A 19,788-nucleotide genomic window follows, 5' to 3' on the forward strand; every position below is an offset into this window, starting at 1 on the left:
TGGCAAAACAAAGAAGAGGAGTATTCAGCGTAGGGCAATAACGAAAAAAGCCCACCAGCAAATGCTGATGGGCTTGATATGGTGCGGAAGGAGAGACTTGAACTCTCACACCTTGCGGCGCCAGAACCTAAATCTGGTGCGTCTACCAATTCCGCCACTTCCGCAAATTTGTATGATAGATCGGCGGGCGGGCCGAGTATCAATTGTCTTGGTGCGGGGGGAGGGACTTGAACCCTCACGTCCTTTCGGACACTAGCACCTGAAGCTAGCGCGTCTACCAATTCCGCCACCGCCGCAAATCGGTGCGATTTACTGCGTTAGCAACAAATCGGAATAATGGTGGCTACGACGGGATTCGAACCTGTGACCCCATCATTATGAGTGATGTGCTCTAACCAACTGAGCTACGTAGCCAACCTAAAGTGGCTGGGGTACCAGGATTCGAACCTGGGAATGACGAGATCAAAACCCGTTGCCTTACCGCTTGGCGATACCCCAATTTTCATGCCGCTAAATGCCACATGTTTAAATAATGGTGCGGAAGGAGAGACTTGAACTCTCACACCTTGCGGCGCCAGAACCTAAATCTGGTGCGTCTACCAATTCCGCCACTTCCGCATTCCAAGTTGTTCATCTGACTTCATGGTAGCTGAAGAAAGATGGCGCGTCCGGGAGGATTCGAACCTCCGACCGCCTGGTTCGTAGCCAGGTACTCTATCCAGCTGAGCTACGGACGCGTTGGCTGGGGTACCAGGATTCGAACCTGGGAATGACGAGATCAAAACCCGTTGCCTTACCGCTTGGCGATACCCCAACTGAGGCGCGCATAATAGGCTGGTTTTTATCGGGAGTCAATACCTGATTTTACCAACCGCACAACTTTTCGCCTTTCAAGCTAAAAAGCCGCCTGTGCGCGCTCAACCATCAGTATTCTACTTTTTTTTCGGCCGTTGCCAAGCCTCAATTGTCCTTGGTTTAGCACGAGTGATGATAAGTTGACCATCGGCGACATCTTTGCTGATGGTGCTGCCAGCCCCAACGGTCACCCCTTCGCCGATCACCACAGGTGCCACCAGCTGAGAGTCCGAGCCAATAAAGGCGTTATCTTTAATCACGGTTTTATGTTTATTGGCACCATCGTAATTACAGGTGATCACGCCGGCACCAATGTTCACGCCGCGGCCAACGTCGGTATCACCCAAGTAAGTCAGATGATTGGCTTTCGAGCCTTCGCCTAAGCGAGACTTTTTCATCTCGACAAAGTTGCCCACTTGGGTATCGCGCGCCATCTCGGCGCCCGGACGCAGCCGTGTGAACGGACCAACGGTACAATCCTCACCGACGCTAGCCCCTTCTATAACGCTATACGGACGTACCAATGTATTATCATCAACCTCACAATCAATCAGTACGCTCCCGGCCCCGATGGTCACGTTATCCCCTAAGGTGACATTGCCTTCGATGATCACGTTAGCGTCGATGGTGACATCCTGCCCACATTGCAGCTGACCACGCAAGTCAAAACGGGTGGGATCTTTGAGCATCACACCACTGAGCAACAACTGTTCAGCCTGCATTTTTTGGTATTCTCGCTCAAGGCGCGAAAGCTGAAGGCGATTATTCACCCCTTCCACTTCCACCGCACTTACAGGATGGACGGCTTGAATCGAGCGGCCTTGTTGATGTGCCAGCGCGATCACATCGGTGAGATAAAACTCGCCTTGCGCGTTGTTGTTATCAAGTTGCGATAACCAATGGCGCAAGTCACGCCCAGTGGCCACCAGCACACCGGTATTAATTTCAGTGATGGCAAGCTGGCTGTCAGTGGCATCTTTTTGCTCAACAATCGCCACCACTTCCCCGTTTTCACGCACAATACGGCCGTAACCAGTCGGATCGTCCTGATGCACAGTTAATAAACCAATCCCACCTTCAGGCTGCCCTTCAAGCAAACGCGTTAAGGTTTGCTCTGAAATCAAGGGCACATCGCCATACAGCACCAACACTTGCTCATCGTCAGCAAAATGCGGCGCGGCTTGTTGCACGGCATGGCCGGTGCCCAATTGATCCGCTTGCAAGCACCAGTTCACCGGTGTGTGAGCTAAAACGCGCTGCATAGTGTCGCCACCATGGCCATAAACCAAATGGATTTGCGAGGCGCCAAGGCCGTGACAGGTATCGATAACGTGCTCAACCATAGGCTTACCCGCCAGGGTATGAAGCACCTTAGGGGTTTGTGAATACATACGCGTGCCCTTACCGGCCGCGAGAATAACTGCACTGTATTGCATAGTCTTTCCGTGATAAAAGAGGCTTGTCTATTAAGTTGCCCTTAGTGTAACGCGTTTTAGCTTTCACGCGAATCACAGCCTGCAAGGTGGCCTTTGCAGGCAATAAAAAAGCGACGCCGAAGCGTCGCTTTTATTCTCACCGTAAGTGCCTGATTAACGCTTGTGCTTGGTCAGCTCGATCACTCGAAGCTTCGCAATCGCCTTAGCCAGGTCACTGGCCGCTTGAGCAAAGTCGACGTCTTTATGCTGATTGTGGATTTTATCCTCAGCGCGGCGCTTCGCTTCTTCCGCCTTAGCTTGGTCCAGTTCTTCACCACGAATTGCGGTGTCAGCCAGCACAGTGACTGTGCCAGGCTGCACTTCAAGCGTGCCACCAGAAAGATAAATAATCTCTTCGCTACCGCCTTGTTTGACGATGCGAACCATGCCAGGCGTGATAGCGGTCAGCAGCGGTGTGTGTCCTGCGTGAATACCCAGTTCACCTTCGCTACCGGTCACCTGAATATGCTCAGCACGACCAGAGAACAATTGTCGCTCTGCACTGACCACATCCAGATGGAAGGTTATCGCTGCCATATCGCCTCCTACTCAAGCCTTACAGGTTTTTCGCTTTTTCGAGCACTTCTTCAATGCTACCGCAGTACAGGAATGCCTGCTCTGGGATATCATCGTACTCACCACTTAGCAGGCCTTTGAAGCTTGCAATGGTATCTTTCAGCGAAACATAAACACCTGGCTGGCCGGTGAAGACTTCGGCGACGTGGTAAGGCTGCGTTAAGAAACGCTCAATCTTACGTGCACGTGCAACCGTCATTTTATCTTCTTCAGACAGCTCATCCATACCCAGGATAGCAATGATGTCTTTCAGCTCTTTATAACGCTGAAGGACAGACTGTACGCCACGCGCCACATCATAGTGGTCTTGACCAACAACCAGAGGATCCAACATACGTGATGTAGAGTCCAATGGGTCGATCGCTGGGTACATACCCATCGACGCGATGTTACGTGACAGTACAACCGTTGCATCCAAGTGGGCAAAGGTGGTCGCGGGTGACGGGTCAGTCAAGTCATCCGCAGGCACGTAAACCGCCTGTACCGAGGTGATAGATCCAGTACGGGTTGAGGTAATACGCTCTTGCAGTACACCCATCTCTTCCGCCAACGTTGGCTGATAGCCTACCGCTGATGGCATACGACCCAACAGGGCGGATACTTCGGTACCCGCAAGGGTGTAACGATAGATGTTATCGATGAACAGCAGTACATCACGGCCATCATCACGGAATTTTTCCGCCATGGTCAGGCCGGTCAGTGCAACACGCAGACGGTTACCTGGTGGCTCGTTCATCTGACCATAGACCATGGCCACTTTCGATTCTTCTGGGTTCTCGATGTTTACAACACCGGCTTCCTGCATTTCGTAGTAGAAGTCATTACCCTCACGAGTACGCTCACCGACACCTGCGAAAACAGACAGACCTGAGTGTTGCAATGCGATGTTGTTGATAAGCTCCATCATGTTAACGGTCTTACCAACACCCGCACCACCGAACAGACCGATTTTACCCCCTTTCGCAAACGGGCAAATCAGGTCGATAACCTTCACACCGGTTTCCAAAAGTTCGGTTGCACTTGACTGCTCTTCATAGCTTGGCGCTTCACGGTGGATAGAGTAACGCTCTTTCTCACCCAGATCGCCACGCTCATCAATCGCGTCACCCAAAACGTTGACGATACGCCCCAGTGTGGCTTCACCCACAGGGACTTCGATTGCTTTACCTGTATTTTCTACTTCGATTCCACGACGCAGACCATCAGATGAGCCCATTGCGATGGCACGGATGACGCCACCACCAAGCTGCTGCTGAACTTCCAGCACCAGACGCTCGCCTTCACGTTTCACATTCAACGCATCGTATACCTTAGGTACTGCGTCTTGTGGAAACTCTACGTCGACTACCGCACCGATGATCTGAACGATCTTACCTGTAGCCATCGTTATTCCTCTAAACTAGTTCGTTAACCCTTGCCTTTACACCGCACTCGCGCCAGAAACAATTTCTGACAGCTCCTGGGTGATCGCAGCCTGACGGGCTTTGTTGTAGACCAACTGCAGATCATCAATCAGATTCCCCGCATTATCGGTCGCAGCTTTCATTGCCACCATACGTGCCGCTTGCTCACTGGCGAGGTTCTCTACCACACCTTGATACACTTGCGATTCGGCATAGCGAACCAACAAGGTATCGAGCAACGGCTTCGGCTCAGGTTCATAGATATAATCCCAAGCGTGGCTGCGCTGCATCTCCTCGTCGTCTGACTTTGGCAAAGGCAGCAATTGATCGATCACTGGGGTCTGCACCATGGTGTTTTCAAACTTATTGAAAACCAGGTACAAGCGGTCCAGCTCACCTTCATCATATTTTTTCAGCATCACCCCAACAGTACCGATGAGGTCTTCCAGTACTGGGGTGTCACCCAGGCCAGAAGTTTGTGCCACTACATTGCCGCCGTAGCTGTTAAAGAAAGCGGTGGCTTTCGCCCCAACCAGTGCCATGTCGATTTCGGCACCTTTTTGGCTCCAGCTTTCCATATCGTTGATGACACTTTTGAACAAGTTAATGTTCAGGCCACCACACAGTCCGCGGTCAGTAGAAATGATGATGTAACCAACGCGCTTGGCTTCCCGCTCTTCCAAATACGGATGGCGGTACTCCAAGTTACCCAGTGCAAGATGACCGATCACTTTGCGCATAGTGACAGCGTATGGACGTGACGACTCCATGGCTTCTTGCGTTTTACGCATTTTGGAGGCTGCCACCATTTCCATCGCTTTAGTGATCTTCTGTGTGTTTTTCACACTTCCGATCTTATTACGAATCTCTTTTGCGCCGGCCATAGTTACTCTCCATTAGTGGGCGACCACCGAAGTGGTCACCTACGTGTTACCAAGTCTGGGTCGCTTTGAAGTCATCCAACAGCTTTTTCAGCTGTGCTTCAACGTCATCGTTGTAAGCACCAGACTCTTCAATTTGAGCAGCCAGGTCAGCGTACTGGCTCTTCGCAAAGGCCAGCAGGGAACGTTCAAAGTCACCGATCTTGTTCAGCTCAACATCTTCCAAGTAGCCTTTCTCAGCCGCAAAGATCACCAACGCCTGCTCAAACACAGACATAGGAGCATATTGCATCTGCTTCATCAGCTCGGTCACTTTCTGACCGTGATCCAATTGCTTCTTGGTCGCGTCATCCAGATCAGAAGAGAATTGCGCAAAGGCCGCCAATTCACGATATTGTGCAAGGGCTGTACGAATACCGCCTGACAATTTCTTCATGATCTTGGTTTGTGCAGAACCACCCACACGCGACACCGAAATGCCTGGGTCAACCGCTGGGCGAATACCCGCGTTAAACAGCTCGGTTTGTAGGAAGATCTGACCGTCGGTGATCGAGATAACGTTAGTCGGTACGAACGCCGATACGTCACCGGCTTGGGTTTCAATGATAGGCAGCGCCGTCAATGAACCGGTTTTGCCTTTCACTTCACCTTTAGTGAACTCTTCCACATAGTGGGCGTTAACACGTGCCGCACGCTCAAGAAGACGTGAGTGCAAGTAGAAAACATCACCCGGGAAAGCTTCACGACCCGGTGGACGACGTAGCAATAGTGAGATCTGACGATATGCAACAGCCTGTTTAGACAGGTCATCGTAGACAATCAGCGCATCTTCACCGCGGTCACGGAAGTACTCACCCATTGCACAACCCGCGTAAGGCGCGAGGTACTGCAATGCTGCGGCTTCAGACGCTGATGCCACCACCACAATGGTGTTTTTCAGTGCATCATGTTCTTCCAGCTTGCGCACCACGTTAGCAATGGTCGAGGCTTTCTGACCAATCGCCACATAGATGGAGTAGATACCCGAGTTTTTCTGGTTAATGATCGCATCGATCGCCAACGCCGTTTTACCGGTTTGGCGGTCACCGATGATCAGCTCACGCTGGCCTCGGCCGATAGGGATCATCGAGTCAACCGCTTTGTAGCCGGTTTGCACTGGCTGATCAACGGATTGACGTGCGATAACACCTGGGGCGATCACTTCGACTGGCGACGTGGTTTTTGCCTCAATAGGGCCTTTACCATCAATCGGCTCACCCAGGGTGTTTACCACGCGGCCCAATAGTTCAGGACCTGTTGGTACTTCAAGGATACGGCCTGTGCCGGTCACCTTCATGCCTTCTTGCAGGTCCGAGTAAGGACCCATCACAACCGCACCCACTGAGTCACGCTCAAGGTTCAATGCAAGTGCATAGCGGTTGCCAGGCAGTTCAATCATTTCACCTTGCATCGCATCAGCAAGGCCGTGAATGCGAATGATACCGTCGCTGACTGACACGATGGTACCTTCGTTGCGCGCTTCACTCACAACGTCGAATTTCTCGATGCGTTGTTTGATCAAATCGCTAATTTCCGTGGAATTAAGTTGCATGCTCCAATTCCCCAAATCAAGACTGCAATGCATCGCTCAGGCGGCGCATACGGCCACTTACTGAGTTATCGATGACCAAGTCTCCAGCTCGAATAATAACCCCGGCAACCAGGGTTTCGTCTACACTACAGTTCAGCTTTACTTTGCGCTCAAGACGCGCGGCGAGCTTGTCACTGATGGCTTGTTGTTGCTCTTCGGAAAGAGCCGTCGCTGAAATCACTTGAACTTCAACTTCTTTTTCCAGTTCCAGACGCATCGCGAGGAACTGCTCACAAACCTCAGGAAGAGCTTTTAAGCGCTTGTTTTCAGCCATCACCTTAATCAGGTTTTGACCAAAATCATTGAGCTGATCACCGCCAACTGTGATGAACATCTCTGCCAATGTGTCAGCAGAGAAAGAGGCATCCAACATATGTTGAACACGTTCATCACGGGCAATCTCAGCAGTAAAGGCGAGCATTTCAGCCCATTGAGCTAACTCGCCTTTTTCTACCGCAAAATCAAAGGCTGCTTTCGCGTAGGGGCGAGCGAGTGTTGTCAGTTCAGACATTGCTGCCCCTCCTTGTTACAGTTCTGCAGTGATTTTATCGAGAAGATCTTTATGAGCATTCTCGTCAATAGAGCGCTCAATAATTTTCTCGGCACCAATAACAGCGAGCGATGCAACTTGCTTACGCAGCTCATCGCGAGCACGGTTACGCTCGGCTTCTAGCTCGGCTTTACCCTGATTGAGGATATTGTCGCGCTCAGCAGCCGCTTCTGCACGTGCCTCATCGAGGATTTGTGCTTTGCGCTTATTGGCCTGCTCGATAATGTCAGTTGCGTTGCGCTTCGCTTCTTTCAATTGATCAGAAGCATTCGCCTGGGCCAAATCCAGGTCTTTGGCGGCGCGATCAGCCGCCGCGAGACCGTCAGCGATTTTTTTCTGACGTTCTTCAATCGCTTGCATCAATGGTGGCCATACATATTTCATGCAGAACCACACAAAGATAGTGAACGCGATTGCCTGGCCTAGCAGAGTTGCGTTGATATTCACAACGGCGCCTCCTTAATCATAAGCTAAAGGGTCTGTTCAGCTATTAGCCAGTTTACAGTTGACCTACGAATGGGTTCGCGAACGTGAACAGCAGTGCGATTACGATACCGATCATTGGAACCGCATCAAGAAGACCCGCGATGATGAACATCTTAACTTGCAGCATAGGAGCCATCTCAGGTTGACGTGCTGCACCTTCAAGGAATTTACCACCCAGCAGGGCGAAACCAATCGCAGTACCAAGGGAAGCAAGACCTACAATGATGCCCACGGCAATTGCAGAAAAGCTCAATAAAGTTTCCATCACTATCTCCAGTTTTCGTTGTCGGCTTTGAGCCAATAATGACTAACAAATTGCTTTCTAAAAAATGTCATCAATGATCTGAGTCTTCGTGTGCCTGCGAGAGATACACGATGGTCAACATCATAAAGACAAAGGCTTGAATCGTAATGACTAGAATGTGGAATATTGCCCACGGCACAGAGCCCAGCCATTGCGCCCACCACGGCAACAACGCCGCGATAAGAATAAATACCACCTCACCGGCAAACATGTTACCGAACAGACGCATCCCGAGTGAAATAGGCTTCGCCAGTAGCGAAACTATCTCCAACAGGAGGTTGAACGGAATCATGATAGGGTGATTGAACGGGTGTAGCGCCAGCTCTTTGGCAAAGCCACCCACACCTTTAATCTTGATGCTGTAGAAAATCATCAAGAAGAACACGCCCAGCGCCATCGCAAGGGTGATATTTACGTCTGCAGTTGGCACCACTTTCAAGTAAGGAATGCCTAACCAGTGTTCCGCCGGATACGGTAGAAAATCGATAGGGATTAAGTCCATCGTATTCATCAAGAATATCCAGACGAAGATAGTCAGGGCCAAAGGTGCGATCAGTGGATTTCGTCCATGGAAGGTTTCGCGGACGTTGTCATCAACGAACTCAACCAAGATCTCAACGAAGCACTGAAACTTACCCGGGACACCTGTCGATGCTTTCTTTGCCACCGATCGGAAAAGGCCTAGGAAGACAATACCGATGAGGACAGAGAAAAACAGGCTATCAATGTGAACCGCCCAAAACCCCTCACCGCTTGACAAGTGTGTCAGGTGGTGAGTGATATAGCCAGACGGTGTAAGCGCATCACCTGACGCAGCCATAACTCATCCTATTTGTTGTTGTTAATGAATAAAACTGGCGCGAGGATATTAACCCCTAATGCCAGCAAATAGGCCAGTTTGAGGGGAAGCAATTCCACCTCGACATACAGGTAAGCAAGGACAAACAAGACGACAGTCAGTGAAATTTTCAACACTTCACCGCTAAAGAAGGACGCGACTACGAATTTCGCAGCTCTTGCCCCACTAAAAAGGAAAGCACACGCCGCAAAGGCAGCATTGGCAACCACAAAGATGCCTCCACCGATTAGCGCGGATTTTCCCCAGTCGACACTGATAGCAAGCGCCATCACGATTGCCGTTGCTAATACGACGCCAGCTTGCAAAAGCACCAATTTTGTCGCGATTTCACGACCCGGCCGCGCGAGCGTCGATACCATGTATTTGTTCCTCGATTCCGTTCCACTTAGCACTGTTGCCGTGCTGGGAAAACAGCAAAAATTATACGTTTCGCCCCAACTAATGCAATCGCATCGATGTAAAAAAGCGGGGAAAATTTTACAACAGAGTAACCTGATCACAGTAAGCGCTTTTATGTAACAAAAAGCGAATGGCATAGGTCACATTTCTTCGTCGAAAATTGCAAGAATTTGCGCTAATTTTTCAGATTCTTCAAAATTAATCACCAATTTCCCACTACCGTTTTTCTGTTGTGTTAACGCGACACTGGCTCCTAGCTTATCGCCAAGTCGTTGCTGGAGCGCTTCGACTTCAGGTGATAATTTAGGCTTTTCCGTTTCAACAGGAGGCGAAAGCATCTTTTTTACTAGTTTTTCTATCTGGCGAACCGTCATCTTTTTATTGACGGCGGTCAGCGCCGCATCGATTTGTGCGTCGCCTTCGAGCGCCAGCAGGGCACGTGCGTGACCCATCTCGAGTTGTTTGTTAAGCAGCAATTGCCGCACACCGGACTCCAATCCATTTAACCTAAGTAGATTACTAATGGTGGCCCGAGATTTACCGAGTGACTCCGCCAACTGTTGGTGAGTCAGTTCAAATTCGTCAACTAAGCGCGCGAGTGCCTGAGCTTCTTCCATCGCATTCAGGTTCTCGCGCTGGATATTCTCAATCAAGGCGACCGCACTGGCGACCTTATCGCTCATCTCGCGCACCAAGCAGGGGACATTGTTAAGCCCTGCTTGCTTAGCGGCACGCCAGCGACGCTCACCGGCAATGATTTCATAGCGCCCGGCTGCCACTTGACGGACAACCAAAGGCTGAATAATACCTTGCGCGCGGATGGACTCGGTTAACTCTTCCAGTGCCTCCTCAGCCATATCTTGACGTGGCTGATACTGACCTGGCTCCAACGCAGTAACGGGCAACTGCTGTAATTCGCTGTTACTCGTATTGGTGGACTCAGGGGAAGCTTGGGTGGATGACTGTGCATGTGCACTGGTCGCCAACAAGGCATCCAGGCCCTTTCCAAGACCGCGTTTCGCTGAATTCATTGTTTTCCTCAGGCATTGACAGCGTCTGGCGAGGAGCGTGCTTGCTCTTCGCGACGCAGGATTTCACCCGCAAGGGCGAGGTAGGCTTTGGCACCGCTCGATAATTTGTCGTAGTACATGGCGGGTCGGCCATGACTTGGCGCTTCCGCAAGCCGCACGTTGCGAGGAATCACGGTACGATACACCTTATCACCGAAGTGTTTTTTGATCTGATCCGATACTTCGGTCGCTAATCGGTTACGCGGGTCGTACATGGTGCGCAACACCCCTTCCACGTGAAGCTCAGCATTGACCACACTGGCAAGCTTGCTGATGGTATCCATCAATGCCGTTAATCCCTCCAGGGCAAAGTACTCACACTGCATGGGAACCAACACAGAGTTGGCAGCGGTCATTGCGTTAATAGTCAGCAAGTTGAGCGAAGGTGGGCAATCAATAAAAATATAATCATAGCGATCCACCACCGGCTCAAGCATGGTGCGCAGGCGAACTTCGCGAGCGAATACTTCCATCAGCTTAATTTCAGCGGCGGTCACGTCGCCATTGGCGGCAATCAGGTGATAGCTGCCTGCCGTGTCTTCCACCACGACTTGCTCAAACGGTGTGTCTTCAATTAAGAGGTCGTAGGCAGTGGCATGCACATCGTATTTATCCACCCCACTGGCCATGGTCGCGTTGCCCTGTGGGTCTAAATCAATCAGTAGCACTTTGCGATTGGTGGCAGCCAGTGACGCTGCAAGGTTGACACTGGTGGTGGTTTTCCCCACGCCGCCTTTCTGGTTTGCTACCGCGATAACTTTACCCACGTGCTCTCGACCTCTATTCGTTACTCTTTGCTCTCAAGATTACTAGATGACGCGCCCCTTCCAATCCCGGTACCTTCAAAGCTTTGATATCGGTCACAGAACAAGCAGCAGGCAAGGCATCCAGCTCCTGCTGGTCCACTTGCCCTTTCAGCGCGTAAAATTGTCCCTCAGCATGAGGAAGATGTTGGCACCAGCTCACCATGTCGTTCATGGAAGCAAACGCCCGGCTCAAGACGCCATCAAAGCCATTATCGGGGATAAAGTCCTCGACGCGGCTTTGTACCGGCGTGACATTGTCTATTTCTAGTTCGTGCAACACTTGGCGAATGAAGCGGATCCGTTTCCCTAAACTGTCTAGTAAGGTGAAGTGTTTATCCGGATTCGCAATAGCCAGAGGAATACCTGGTAATCCTGGACCTGTCCCCACATCGATAAAATGATCGCCGTCAAGATGGGGGGAAACAACCAAACTATCAAGAATATGTTTCACCACCATGTCTTCGGGACGACGGACAGATGTCAGGTTGTACGCCTTGTTCCATTTATCCAACAGGCGCACATAGGCAAGGAGCTGAGCCTGTTGTTGTGCAGACAAAACCAGGCCTGCTTTGGCAAGCCCTTGTTGTAGTTGTGATTCCATTTATGCCCCTTTCTTCAACATGCCTTGTTTTTTCAAGTGCACAAGCAAAATAGAGATGGCAGCGGGTGTCACACCAGAAATGCGAGACGCTTTGCCCACGGTTTCCGGGCGTGCATCGGCAAGCTTCCCTTTCACCTCATTGGACAAGCCTTTGATTTGCTCATAATCGAGGTCTGTTGGCAGTGTCGTATGTTCATGACGCTGCGACTTGGCGATTTCATCTTGCTGACGGTCGATGTAACCGGCATATTTCACTTGGATCTCCACTTGCTCACTGGCTTGCGTGTCTTGATGGGCCGGCCCAAAGGTCGGTAACGCCACAATATCTTGATAACGCAGCTCGGGACGACGCAGCAAATCTTCGCCATTGGCTTCACGTGCTAAGGAGGTTTTCAGCATAGCGTTAAGCGCAGTAACATCGTCCGAATGTGGATGGATCCAAGTCCCACGCAGGCGCTGACGCTCTTGCTCCATGTTTTCCATTTTCTGATTAAAACGCGCCCAGCGAGCATCGTCGACCAAACCAAGCTCGCGCCCTTTTTCGGTTAAGCGCATATCAGCATTGTCTTCGCGCAATAGTAATCGATACTCGGCACGAGAGGTAAACATGCGGTAAGGCTCTTGGGTGCCCATGGTGGAGAGATCGTCGATCAACACGCCCATATAGGCTTGATCGCGACGTGGGCTCCAGCCTTCTTTGCCTTGAGCTTGTAATGCCGCGTTACACCCAGCGAGCAAACCTTGCGCCCCGGCTTCTTCATAACCGGTGGTGCCGTTGATTTGTCCCGCAAAAAATAACCCGTCGATAAATTTGGTTTCTAGCGTTTGTTTGAGATCGCGAGGATCAAAGAAATCATACTCGATCGCATAGCCAGGGCGGATCACTTTGGCGTTTTCAAACCCTTTGATCGACTGGATAATGCCCATTTGCACATCAAACGGCAAGCTGGTGGAGATGCCATTCGGATACAACTCATTGCTGGTCAATCCTTCTGGTTCCACAAAGATTTGATGTTTGTCTTTGTCGGCAAACCGCATCACCTTGTCTTCAATCGACGGACAATAACGCGGCCCAATACCTTCAATCACGCCAGAATACATCGGACTACGAGAAAGGTTTTCGCGGATGACGTCGTGCGTTCTTTCATTGGTGTAGGTGATATAGCACGGGATTTGTTGCGGATGCTGCTGGACATTTCCCATGAATGAAAATACCGGGCAAGGGGTATCACCATGTTGGGTTTGCATCACTGAAAAATCGACCGAGCGTGCGTCAATGCGCGGAGGTGTGCCGGTTTTCAGTCGATCAACGCGAAACGGTAATGCACGTAAGCGATCCGCAAGTTTGTTTGACGGCGGATCACCGGCACGTCCACCGGCGTAATTATCCATACCGATATGGATTTTCCCACCCAAAAAGGTTCCGACCGTTAGCACAACCGTGGTCGCGCTGAACTTCAGCCCCATTTCTGTTTCTACGCCTGTAACACGATCCTGCTCGACGATCAGGTCGACCACCGCTTGTTGAAACAAAGAAAGGTTTGCCGTGTTCTCCAAGGTATGACGGATCGCCGCTTTGTAAAGTGCGCGATCAGCTTGAGCTCGTGTCGCGCGTACCGCCGGTCCTTTAGATGCATTCAGCGTTCTAAATTGGATCCCGCCTTTGTCGGTGGCTTGCGCCATGGCACCACCCAGGGCATCAATTTCTTTTACCAGGTGTCCTTTCCCGATCCCACCAATCGCGGGGTTACACGACATCTGTCCCAAGGTGTCGATATTATGGGTCAACAACAGTGTTCTTTGATTCATCCGGGCAGCAGCGAGTGCCGCTTCGGTACCAGCATGGCCACCACCCACAACGATGACGTCAAAGTGATCCTGGTAAAACATGATTAAAGCCTCAACCTGGTTAAGTGTTTGCGCATGAACTAAGCAAAAGGGGCGACATTCTAGCGCTTTTTCTGCCAACAGGGAACCAAACCTTGATCCGGATCGTTAGAGCGCATTGGCTTTATATATATAAGATCTTTATATAGATCCTTTGTTAGATCTACTATTAGGGAAAGGGATCTTAGTGGATAACTAAAAAAAGATCATAGAGATCAAGGATCTTGAAACGATCACTTTCTGTGGGTGGCCTTGGATCCGATCCTGTATCACCTGGGATCAAAATGGGTACTTATCCACATAGGGGGCAGGGGTTGAAAAGTATTAAATGGATAACTAAAGGAAGATCACTGGGTTATTCCTTAGTTATCCACAGTTAGGTTGGTTGTTTTTTGTTCACTTGAGCGCGTGAAGTTGTGGTTCCCAGTCTGTTAACCAGCGTTCGGCTTCATCTTCTGGGACCGGATGCGCTTGAATATCGATATCAATGCGCTCACCGACTTTGATTGCGCCCAAGTCTTGTAATAACGCGTCTGCTTTCATGCCTGCTTCGCAAAACGTGTCGTAGCTCGAGTCCCCAATCCCGACCACGCCATAGTGAACGTCGCGTAGCATCGGGCGCTCGGTGATCAGTTGTTCCATTAAGGGAGCGATGCTGTCTGGAAAGTCCCCTGCGCCATGGGTTGACGTGACGATCAATAGGGTAGAGGCACCGAGCACATCATCAATGAGCCCCTCGTTGACCACTTGAGGGTGATGGCCTTTTGCTTGCAAGAGATCTGCGAGATGATCGCCGACATACTCAGCGCCACCTAGGGTACTGCCGGTAATAATAGTGATAGTTGCCATGCTTTCCTCATCGTTAAGGTATTCATCCCTAGTATTTCGACCTTACCTCAAGGAGTCAATCTCCGCTTAAACCGCTTGGCTAGCCGTCATCTGGCTAAGTTGACAGACACATTGGTTGCCGCCCGCTTGTTTCGCCTCCGTCATGGCTTGGCAGGCTTGGTCAATTAACTCGATCGCTTGACCGTTTCCGGAAAAGTGCTGAACGATGCCTATCGAGGCGGTGAATGCATGGGCGCCGCCATGAAAGGTAAAGGGGGTCTCTGCGATGGCGTGATAACATTTAACCGCCCATTTTGGGGCATCGGCGCAATCATTTTCTTTTAGCATGACTAAAAACTGATCGGCGTGAGTGCGGCTAAGTAGGGCATCGCGTGGTAGATGACGATGAAGTAGGCCGGCCAGGAACTGTAAGCTTTGATCACCAATAGAGTGGCCATGTTGCGTATTAAAATGCTGAAAATGATCAATATTAATGCAAAGGATTGCGATCGGCTTGTCGGTCGATGATTGGCACTCCGTGCTCAGTCGGCGATAAAACTGGGTTGCATTCCATGTTTGCGCTAGGGGCTCGCGCTGAATGTACTGCCGTGCCTGCCGGTTGAGGGTGTAGAGATCATGGAGATAAAAGTCCATTAAAATCACTGATAAGGCAATAAATATCAGGACAACGCTAAGGTAAATGGTTTTGCTGTTTAGGGTGGAAAGGTTCACCAAGGGGTCGGGTGTGGGTAATACCTGGATGGAAAACATTAAGCCGATGGCTGTCAGTGATAGCCCGTAACGCGCCAGACGCTCATTGGGGTCAAACAGCAATAAGACGATAGTGGGCGAGACCAGTAACAAGAGTTCGTTCTGGCTTTGTGCCGCAAACACCCAGTAAGACATGATGAACTGCTGGGCAAAAAACATGAAAAAAAGGTAGTACCGAGCGATATACCAGCGTCCTGACCACATCAACAGCCAGGTTGCCGCGTACAAAAAGGCGTAACTGACGTTGTGCCAAGCCGCGATCGGGGTTTGGAAAGCAAGCCAGTACATGGTGGAGAAAATGATCGTGCCAACCACGCAGATCACCGTGAGTAGATTGGTCATGCGGATCTGATGCCGCATCAGTTGATTATGTTCACTCAGGCCTATTGATAAGATCGGGTTAAAACTTGCCAGCATAGTACCTCCATCCACACCTCGTTAAAGCGTAGCTGATCATGGTGAAAACTACGTGGATAACTTACGATCGAATAATGAGGATAAAGGGGATCAGACGAGGTATTACAAGGGATCCTTAGTAGAAGGATCCCGTGATCAGGTTGGGGATAATTACTTCCCGATGCAGAATGAAGAGAAAATTTTCCCCAGCAAATCATCGGCACTGAACTCACCGGTGATGGTATTGAGGTGTTGCTGAGTGAGGCGTAATTCTTCTGCTAAAATCTCGCCGGCCATATAACCTTCTAGCTGCGCCTGACCGATGTCCAAGTGATGTGCGGCATTAGCAAGCGCGTCGAGGTGACGGCGACGCGCCATAAATCCGCCTTCACTGCCGCCGGCGTAGCCCATACAGGCTTTGAGGTGCTGACGTAATGCGTCCATGCCGTCGCCCGTTTTGGCACTTAAGCGGATGAGTGCGGGATCATGGTTACTATCGTGTCCCATTGGCTCGCCGGTCATATCGACTTTGTTGCGGATCACTGTCATGCCCATCGCTTTAGGTAAACGTGAAACAAAGTCTGGCCAAATTTCCGCAGGATGAGTGGCGTTGGTAGTGGTGCCATCGACCATAAACAAGACGCGATCGGCTTGCTCAATTTCATCCCATGCCCGCTCGACACCAATACGTTCGACCTCATCAGCGGTATCGCGTAGCCCTGCCGTATCAATAATGTGCAAAGGCATACCGTCAATATGAATGTGCTCACGCAAGACATCCCGAGTCGTACCGGCGATATCCGTGACAATCGCGCTATCTTTCCCTGATAAGGCATTCAATAAGCTTGATTTTCCGGCGTTGGGGCGGCCTGCGATCACCACTTTCATTCCCTCACGCATAATCGCCCCTTGGTTGGCTTCTTTGCGCAATGTGGCGAGGTGCTCGATAATCTGCGTGAGATCGCTGGCGACTTTGCCATCAGAGAGAAAGTCGATTTCTTCATCGGGAAAGTCAATTGCGGCTTCAACGTAAATACGCAGGTGAATCACTTTTTCCACCAGCGCATTCACCTGACTAGAGAAGGCCCCTTGCAGCGATTGCAAGGCCGAGCGGGCGGCCTGCTCGGAGCTGGCATCAATCAAGTCGGCAATGGCTTCAGCTTGGGCTAAATCCAGTTTGTCGTTTAAAAACGCGCGTTCGGAGAACTCTCCGGGTCGTGCGGCACGCACCCCAGAAAAGGCACTGATGCGCTGAATAAGCATGTCCATGATCACTGGGCCACCATGGCCTTGCAGTTCAAGCACATCCTCGCCTGTGAACGAATGAGGGCCTTTAAAGAATAAAGCAATGCCCTGATCGATAGGTTGACCCTCTTGGTCGAGAAAGGGCAAATAATCTGCACGACGAGGCGCCAGATCACGTCCCGTCATTTTTGTACCAATCTCATGGGCGAGCGGGCCAGACACGCGGACAATCCCTACGCCGCCGCGGCCAGTTGCAGTGGCTTGTGCCACGATAGTGTCGGTTTGAGCCATAGTGCACACTCTTTATTTGAATTACAGGCCTTTAGGCCATAAACGACAAAAAAGGCGACCACCGGGTCGCCTTTTTATTATTACGTGACGCGGCCTGAGTTACGAGCGTGAATGCAGGCCTTTTTTCTCCAACGACTTGTAAATCAGTGTCTGTTGGATAAGCGTGACCACGTTCGATACCAGCCAGTATAGAACCAGACCGGATGGGAAGAACAAGAAGAAGAACGTAAAGACCACAGGCATAAAGGTCATGATCTTCTGCTGCATCGGATCGGTGACCGTGGTGGGGCTCATCTTCTGAATCAAGAACATGGATGCACCCATCAACAGCGGCAGCACATAGTATGGGTCTTGTGCCGACAAGTCTTGAATCCAGCCAAAGAATGGCGCATGGCGCAATTCTACCGACTCCATCAGTGCCCAGTACAAGGCAATAAAGATCGGCATTTGCAGAACCAATGGCAGACAGCCGCCAAGCGGATTGACCTTCTCACGCTTATAGAGCTCCATCATCTCTTGGCTCATGCGTTGACGATCGTCACCGATACGCTCTTTCATTTCTTGCAGTTTAGGCTGCAGCATGCGCATTTTCGCCATCGAGGTGTACTGCGCTTTAGTGAGCGGGTACATGGCGCCACGCACGATGAAGGTTAGCATGATGATGGCCAGACCCCAGTTCCCCACAAAGGTTTGAATGGTGGAGAGCAACCAGTGCAGCGGTTTAGCGATAAACCATAGCCAGCCGTAGTCGACCACCAAATCCAGGCTTGGTGCCACCGCGGCCATTTGTTCTTGCAGTTTCGGACCGACCCATAAGGTTGCTGTCAGCGTCTTGCTGGTGCCAGCGGCAATGGTATCGCGGGTCTTGGTTTGGATATAACCGTATTGAGCCGTGGTACGGGTGCTCAGCACATTATTGTCCGCCCGTGGGATCCACGCGGTAGCAAAGTAGTGCTGGATCATCGCGGCCCAACCTTGGTCAAACGTCACGTTCAGGTTTTTGCTTTGCATATCATCAAAGCTGTACTTTTCGTAACGCTTGTCGTCGGTGGAGTAGGCGCCACCGCGATAAGTCGGCATGGTCAAACTGCCGCCATCGTCCAGCAAGTTTTGCTTAAGCTGGGTGTACATAGTGACACTGGCGTTGGCATCGGTTTGGTTGTTGATAGTGTGTTCAACATCCACCGCATAGCTACCACGCTCAAACACGAAGGTTTTGGTGTAGGTAATGCCATCTTTCTCAACCGTCATTGGCACCCGTAGGGTGTCTTGATCGTCCGAGAGCGAGAAGTTGTTTTGCGTCACCTGGTATTGTGCGCGTCCCTCTGCCGTATCGATGCCGTTGGCACCAATTAAGCCGCTTTGTGCCACAAAGGTATGATCAGGTTTGCTGTGCAACAGCGTGAAGGCGTTGTCAGAATCCAGCTCCGCATCATATTGCGGGAGCTCGGCGTGGACAACATCACCGCCTTGCGTATCAATTTTCAGTGTTAAAACGTCAGTGTTGATGGTGACAAGCTTGTCAGAGACAGGCTGTGCATCAAGAGACGTGGTATCACCGTCATTGCTGCTTGGCACGTCACTGTGAGTGGTTTGCTGCTGCTCAACGCCCTGTCCCTGCGGTTGCGGGGAGTCTGGTTTGTTCCATTCCATGTAAAGCATGAAAGAAACGAACAATAGGGCAATCAACAGGATATTGCGTTGGGAATCCATTGTTAATTGTCTCTGTTATGGTGGTCGCAAGGCGGCACAGGATCGTAACCGCCATCATTCAAAGGGTGGCATTTTAATAGACGTTTGCCTGCCAACCAACACCCTTTTATCACACCATGGGATTGAATCGCCATGATGGCGTAGTGAGAGCAGGTTGGTGTAAACCGGCATCGTGGTCCAATAAGTGGACTTATAACCAGTTGGTATCCCCGAATCAGCGCGATGAGCGCTTTTTGCGCGGCGGTCGCGACAAACGTTGCCATAACTTGTCCAATTCGTCTCGCAGCGCTTGATTGCTTAGGTTGTTAGCACTTTTTTTCGCGATCACCACAAAGTCTTTCGCCGGCAGTTGATGTTGACGTAAACGAAAGCTTTCGCGGACCACACGTTTAAAGCGGTTGCGATCAACAGCAAGTTTGATTTGCTTTTTCGGTACAGCTTGACCGAGACGTGGATGGCCGAGTGGGTTGTTTCTGGCGAGTATAGTTAAGTGCGGCGAACCGGCGCGATGCGGTTGCTGGAAGACGGCACTGAAATGTTCGGGAGTTAGCAGACGTAACTCCCGAGGATAAGCGAGCTTATTCACAAATCACTGCGGATTATTTAGAAAGCTGCTTGCGGCCTTTCGCACGGCGAGCGGCAATGACCTTACGGCCGTTCTTAGTCGCCATGCGCGCACGGAAACCGTGAGTGCGCTTACGCTTTAGAACTGAAGGTTGAAAAGTGCGTTTCATGGTTTCTACCTTTATTACTGATCAGTGT

21 protein-coding genes and 7 tRNA genes are annotated in these 19,788 nt (G+C 50.8%); all 28 read right to left on the reverse strand.

Annotated elements, in window-relative coordinates:
* Positions 1–79 precede the first annotated feature (79 nt).
* Positions 80–164: transfer RNA gene (locus EHW58_RS13915), tRNA-Leu, on the reverse strand.
* 45 nt (positions 165–209) lie between these two features.
* Positions 210–296, reverse strand: a tRNA-Leu gene (locus EHW58_RS13920).
* A gap of 41 nt (positions 297–337) precedes the next feature.
* Positions 338–414 (reverse strand) — tRNA-Met (locus EHW58_RS13925).
* Between the two features lie 9 nt (positions 415–423).
* A tRNA-Gln gene (locus tag EHW58_RS13930) sits at positions 424–498 on the reverse strand.
* 35 nt (positions 499–533) lie between these two features.
* A tRNA-Leu gene (locus EHW58_RS13935) sits at positions 534–618 on the reverse strand.
* 42 nt (positions 619–660) lie between these two features.
* Positions 661–737 (reverse strand) — tRNA-Arg (locus EHW58_RS13940).
* A 2-nt stretch (positions 738–739) separates the two neighbouring features.
* A tRNA-Gln gene (locus EHW58_RS13945) sits at positions 740–814 on the reverse strand.
* Between the two features lie 118 nt (positions 815–932).
* Positions 933–2,291, reverse strand: coding sequence for a bifunctional UDP-N-acetylglucosamine diphosphorylase/glucosamine-1-phosphate N-acetyltransferase GlmU (gene glmU, locus EHW58_RS13950; protein WP_152797079.1), 1,359 nt, complete (start codon positions 2,289–2,291; stop codon positions 933–935).
* A 153-nt stretch (positions 2,292–2,444) separates the two neighbouring features.
* A complete protein-coding gene (locus EHW58_RS13955) occupies positions 2,445–2,867 on the reverse strand; it encodes a F0F1 ATP synthase subunit epsilon (RefSeq protein ID WP_046074864.1) in 423 nt (140 codons plus the stop codon).
* Positions 2,868–2,886: 19 nt separating this feature from the next.
* Positions 2,887–4,290, reverse strand: coding sequence for a F0F1 ATP synthase subunit beta (gene atpD / locus EHW58_RS13960; protein WP_069362334.1), 1,404 nt, complete (start codon positions 4,288–4,290; stop codon positions 2,887–2,889).
* A 36-nt stretch (positions 4,291–4,326) separates the two neighbouring features.
* Positions 4,327–5,193, reverse strand: coding sequence for a F0F1 ATP synthase subunit gamma (gene atpG / locus EHW58_RS13965; protein ID WP_046074862.1), 867 nt, complete (start codon positions 5,191–5,193; stop codon positions 4,327–4,329).
* Positions 5,194–5,239: 46 nt separating this feature from the next.
* On the reverse strand, positions 5,240–6,781 hold the full coding sequence (gene atpA / locus EHW58_RS13970) for a F0F1 ATP synthase subunit alpha (protein ID WP_077579390.1): 1,542 nt from the start codon (positions 6,779–6,781) through the stop codon (positions 5,240–5,242).
* A 16-nt stretch (positions 6,782–6,797) separates the two neighbouring features.
* Complete coding sequence (gene atpH / locus EHW58_RS13975) at positions 6,798–7,331, reverse strand: F0F1 ATP synthase subunit delta (protein WP_046074860.1); 534 nt, start codon at positions 7,329–7,331, stop codon at positions 6,798–6,800.
* 15 nt (positions 7,332–7,346) lie between these two features.
* Positions 7,347–7,817, reverse strand: coding sequence for a F0F1 ATP synthase subunit B (atpF, locus tag EHW58_RS13980; protein ID WP_046074859.1), 471 nt, complete (start codon positions 7,815–7,817; stop codon positions 7,347–7,349).
* 52 nt (positions 7,818–7,869) lie between these two features.
* A complete protein-coding gene (gene atpE, locus EHW58_RS13985) occupies positions 7,870–8,121 on the reverse strand; it encodes a F0F1 ATP synthase subunit C (RefSeq protein ID WP_025672872.1) in 252 nt (83 codons plus the stop codon).
* Between the two features lie 70 nt (positions 8,122–8,191).
* Positions 8,192–8,980 (reverse strand): F0F1 ATP synthase subunit A, encoded by a 789-nt coding sequence (gene atpB, locus EHW58_RS13990; protein WP_077607318.1) that lies wholly within the window; start codon positions 8,978–8,980, stop codon positions 8,192–8,194.
* Between the two features lie 8 nt (positions 8,981–8,988).
* On the reverse strand, positions 8,989–9,378 hold the full coding sequence (locus EHW58_RS13995; protein ID WP_077607317.1) for a F0F1 ATP synthase subunit I: 390 nt from the start codon (positions 9,376–9,378) through the stop codon (positions 8,989–8,991).
* A gap of 180 nt (positions 9,379–9,558) precedes the next feature.
* Positions 9,559–10,449, reverse strand: coding sequence for a ParB/RepB/Spo0J family partition protein (locus EHW58_RS14000; RefSeq protein WP_046074856.1), 891 nt, complete (start codon positions 10,447–10,449; stop codon positions 9,559–9,561).
* Positions 10,450–10,457: 8 nt separating this feature from the next.
* Complete coding sequence (locus EHW58_RS14005; protein ID WP_046074855.1) at positions 10,458–11,255, reverse strand: ParA family protein; 798 nt, start codon at positions 11,253–11,255, stop codon at positions 10,458–10,460.
* Positions 11,256–11,268: 13 nt separating this feature from the next.
* Positions 11,269–11,895 carry a 16S rRNA (guanine(527)-N(7))-methyltransferase RsmG gene (rsmG, locus tag EHW58_RS14010; protein WP_077579391.1) on the reverse strand — a complete coding sequence of 209 codons (627 nt, stop codon included), beginning with the start codon at positions 11,893–11,895 and terminating at the stop codon, positions 11,269–11,271.
* Positions 11,896–13,785: a tRNA uridine-5-carboxymethylaminomethyl(34) synthesis enzyme MnmG gene (gene mnmG, locus EHW58_RS14015; protein WP_152797081.1), complete on the reverse strand. Its 1,890-nt coding sequence runs from the start codon at positions 13,783–13,785 to the stop codon at positions 11,896–11,898.
* Between the two features lie 393 nt (positions 13,786–14,178).
* Positions 14,179–14,631 carry an FMN-binding protein MioC gene (gene mioC, locus EHW58_RS14020; protein WP_046074853.1) on the reverse strand — a complete coding sequence of 151 codons (453 nt, stop codon included), beginning with the start codon at positions 14,629–14,631 and terminating at the stop codon, positions 14,179–14,181.
* Positions 14,632–14,697: 66 nt separating this feature from the next.
* The gene (locus tag EHW58_RS14025) at positions 14,698–15,798 is read right to left on the reverse strand and encodes a GGDEF domain-containing protein (RefSeq protein WP_052708062.1); all 1,101 of its coding nucleotides are present in this window, start codon (positions 15,796–15,798) and stop codon (positions 14,698–14,700) included.
* 150 nt (positions 15,799–15,948) lie between these two features.
* Positions 15,949–17,313 carry a tRNA uridine-5-carboxymethylaminomethyl(34) synthesis GTPase MnmE gene (gene mnmE / locus EHW58_RS14030; protein ID WP_152797083.1) on the reverse strand — a complete coding sequence of 455 codons (1,365 nt, stop codon included), beginning with the start codon at positions 17,311–17,313 and terminating at the stop codon, positions 15,949–15,951.
* Between the two features lie 99 nt (positions 17,314–17,412).
* Complete coding sequence (gene yidC / locus EHW58_RS14035) at positions 17,413–19,026, reverse strand: membrane protein insertase YidC (protein WP_152797085.1); 1,614 nt, start codon at positions 19,024–19,026, stop codon at positions 17,413–17,415.
* Positions 19,027–19,028: 2 nt separating this feature from the next.
* The gene (gene yidD / locus EHW58_RS14040; protein ID WP_077456636.1) at positions 19,029–19,289 is read right to left on the reverse strand and encodes a membrane protein insertion efficiency factor YidD; all 261 of its coding nucleotides are present in this window, start codon (positions 19,287–19,289) and stop codon (positions 19,029–19,031) included.
* Positions 19,241–19,612 (reverse strand): ribonuclease P protein component, encoded by a 372-nt coding sequence (gene rnpA / locus EHW58_RS14045; RefSeq protein WP_046074850.1) that lies wholly within the window; start codon positions 19,610–19,612, stop codon positions 19,241–19,243. Before rnpA ends, yidD begins: the two co-directional genes overlap by 49 nt.
* A gap of 13 nt (positions 19,613–19,625) precedes the next feature.
* Positions 19,626–19,760, reverse strand: a complete 135-nt coding sequence (gene rpmH, locus EHW58_RS14050) for a 50S ribosomal protein L34 (RefSeq protein ID WP_025672864.1) — start codon at positions 19,758–19,760, stop codon at positions 19,626–19,628.
* Positions 19,761–19,788 lie beyond the last annotated feature (28 nt).

It is taken from the genome of Salinivibrio sp. VYel1, from assembly GCF_009377945.1.
In the GTDB taxonomy this organism is placed as follows: Bacteria; Pseudomonadota; Gammaproteobacteria; order Enterobacterales; family Vibrionaceae; genus Salinivibrio; species Salinivibrio siamensis.

Bases quoted from the DNA above. Each gene is read 5' to 3' on its own strand.
- glmU (WP_152797079.1), bottom strand. From the start codon at position 2,291: ATGCAATACAGTGCAGTTATTCTCGCGGCCGGTAAGGGCACGCGTATG.
- EHW58_RS13955 (WP_046074864.1), bottom strand. From the start codon at position 2,867: ATGGCAGCGATAACCTTCCATCTGGATGTGGTCAGTGCAGAGCGACAA.
- atpD (WP_069362334.1), bottom strand. From the start codon at position 4,290: ATGGCTACAGGTAAGATCGTTCAGATCATCGGTGCGGTAGTCGACGTA.
- atpG (WP_046074862.1), bottom strand. From the start codon at position 5,193: ATGGCCGGCGCAAAAGAGATTCGTAATAAGATCGGAAGTGTGAAAAAC.
- atpA (WP_077579390.1), bottom strand. From the start codon at position 6,781: ATGCAACTTAATTCCACGGAAATTAGCGATTTGATCAAACAACGCATC.
- atpH (WP_046074860.1), bottom strand. From the start codon at position 7,331: ATGTCTGAACTGACAACACTCGCTCGCCCCTACGCGAAAGCAGCCTTT.
- atpE (WP_025672872.1), bottom strand. From the start codon at position 8,121: ATGGAAACTTTATTGAGCTTTTCTGCAATTGCCGTGGGCATCATTGTA.
- atpB (WP_077607318.1), bottom strand. From the start codon at position 8,980: ATGGCTGCGTCAGGTGATGCGCTTACACCGTCTGGCTATATCACTCAC.
- EHW58_RS13995 (WP_077607317.1), bottom strand. From the start codon at position 9,378: ATGGTATCGACGCTCGCGCGGCCGGGTCGTGAAATCGCGACAAAATTG.
- EHW58_RS14000 (WP_046074856.1), bottom strand. From the start codon at position 10,449: ATGAATTCAGCGAAACGCGGTCTTGGAAAGGGCCTGGATGCCTTGTTG.
- rsmG (WP_077579391.1), bottom strand. From the start codon at position 11,895: ATGGAATCACAACTACAACAAGGGCTTGCCAAAGCAGGCCTGGTTTTG.
- mnmG (WP_152797081.1), bottom strand. From the start codon at position 13,785: ATGTTTTACCAGGATCACTTTGACGTCATCGTTGTGGGTGGTGGCCAT.
- mioC (WP_046074853.1), bottom strand. From the start codon at position 14,631: ATGGCAACTATCACTATTATTACCGGCAGTACCCTAGGTGGCGCTGAG.
- EHW58_RS14025 (WP_052708062.1), bottom strand. From the start codon at position 15,798: ATGCTGGCAAGTTTTAACCCGATCTTATCAATAGGCCTGAGTGAACAT.
- mnmE (WP_152797083.1), bottom strand. From the start codon at position 17,313: ATGGCTCAAACCGACACTATCGTGGCACAAGCCACTGCAACTGGCCGC.
- yidC (WP_152797085.1), bottom strand. From the start codon at position 19,026: ATGGATTCCCAACGCAATATCCTGTTGATTGCCCTATTGTTCGTTTCT.
- yidD (WP_077456636.1), bottom strand. From the start codon at position 19,289: ATGGCAACGTTTGTCGCGACCGCCGCGCAAAAAGCGCTCATCGCGCTG.
- rpmH (WP_025672864.1), bottom strand. From the start codon at position 19,760: ATGAAACGCACTTTTCAACCTTCAGTTCTAAAGCGTAAGCGCACTCAC.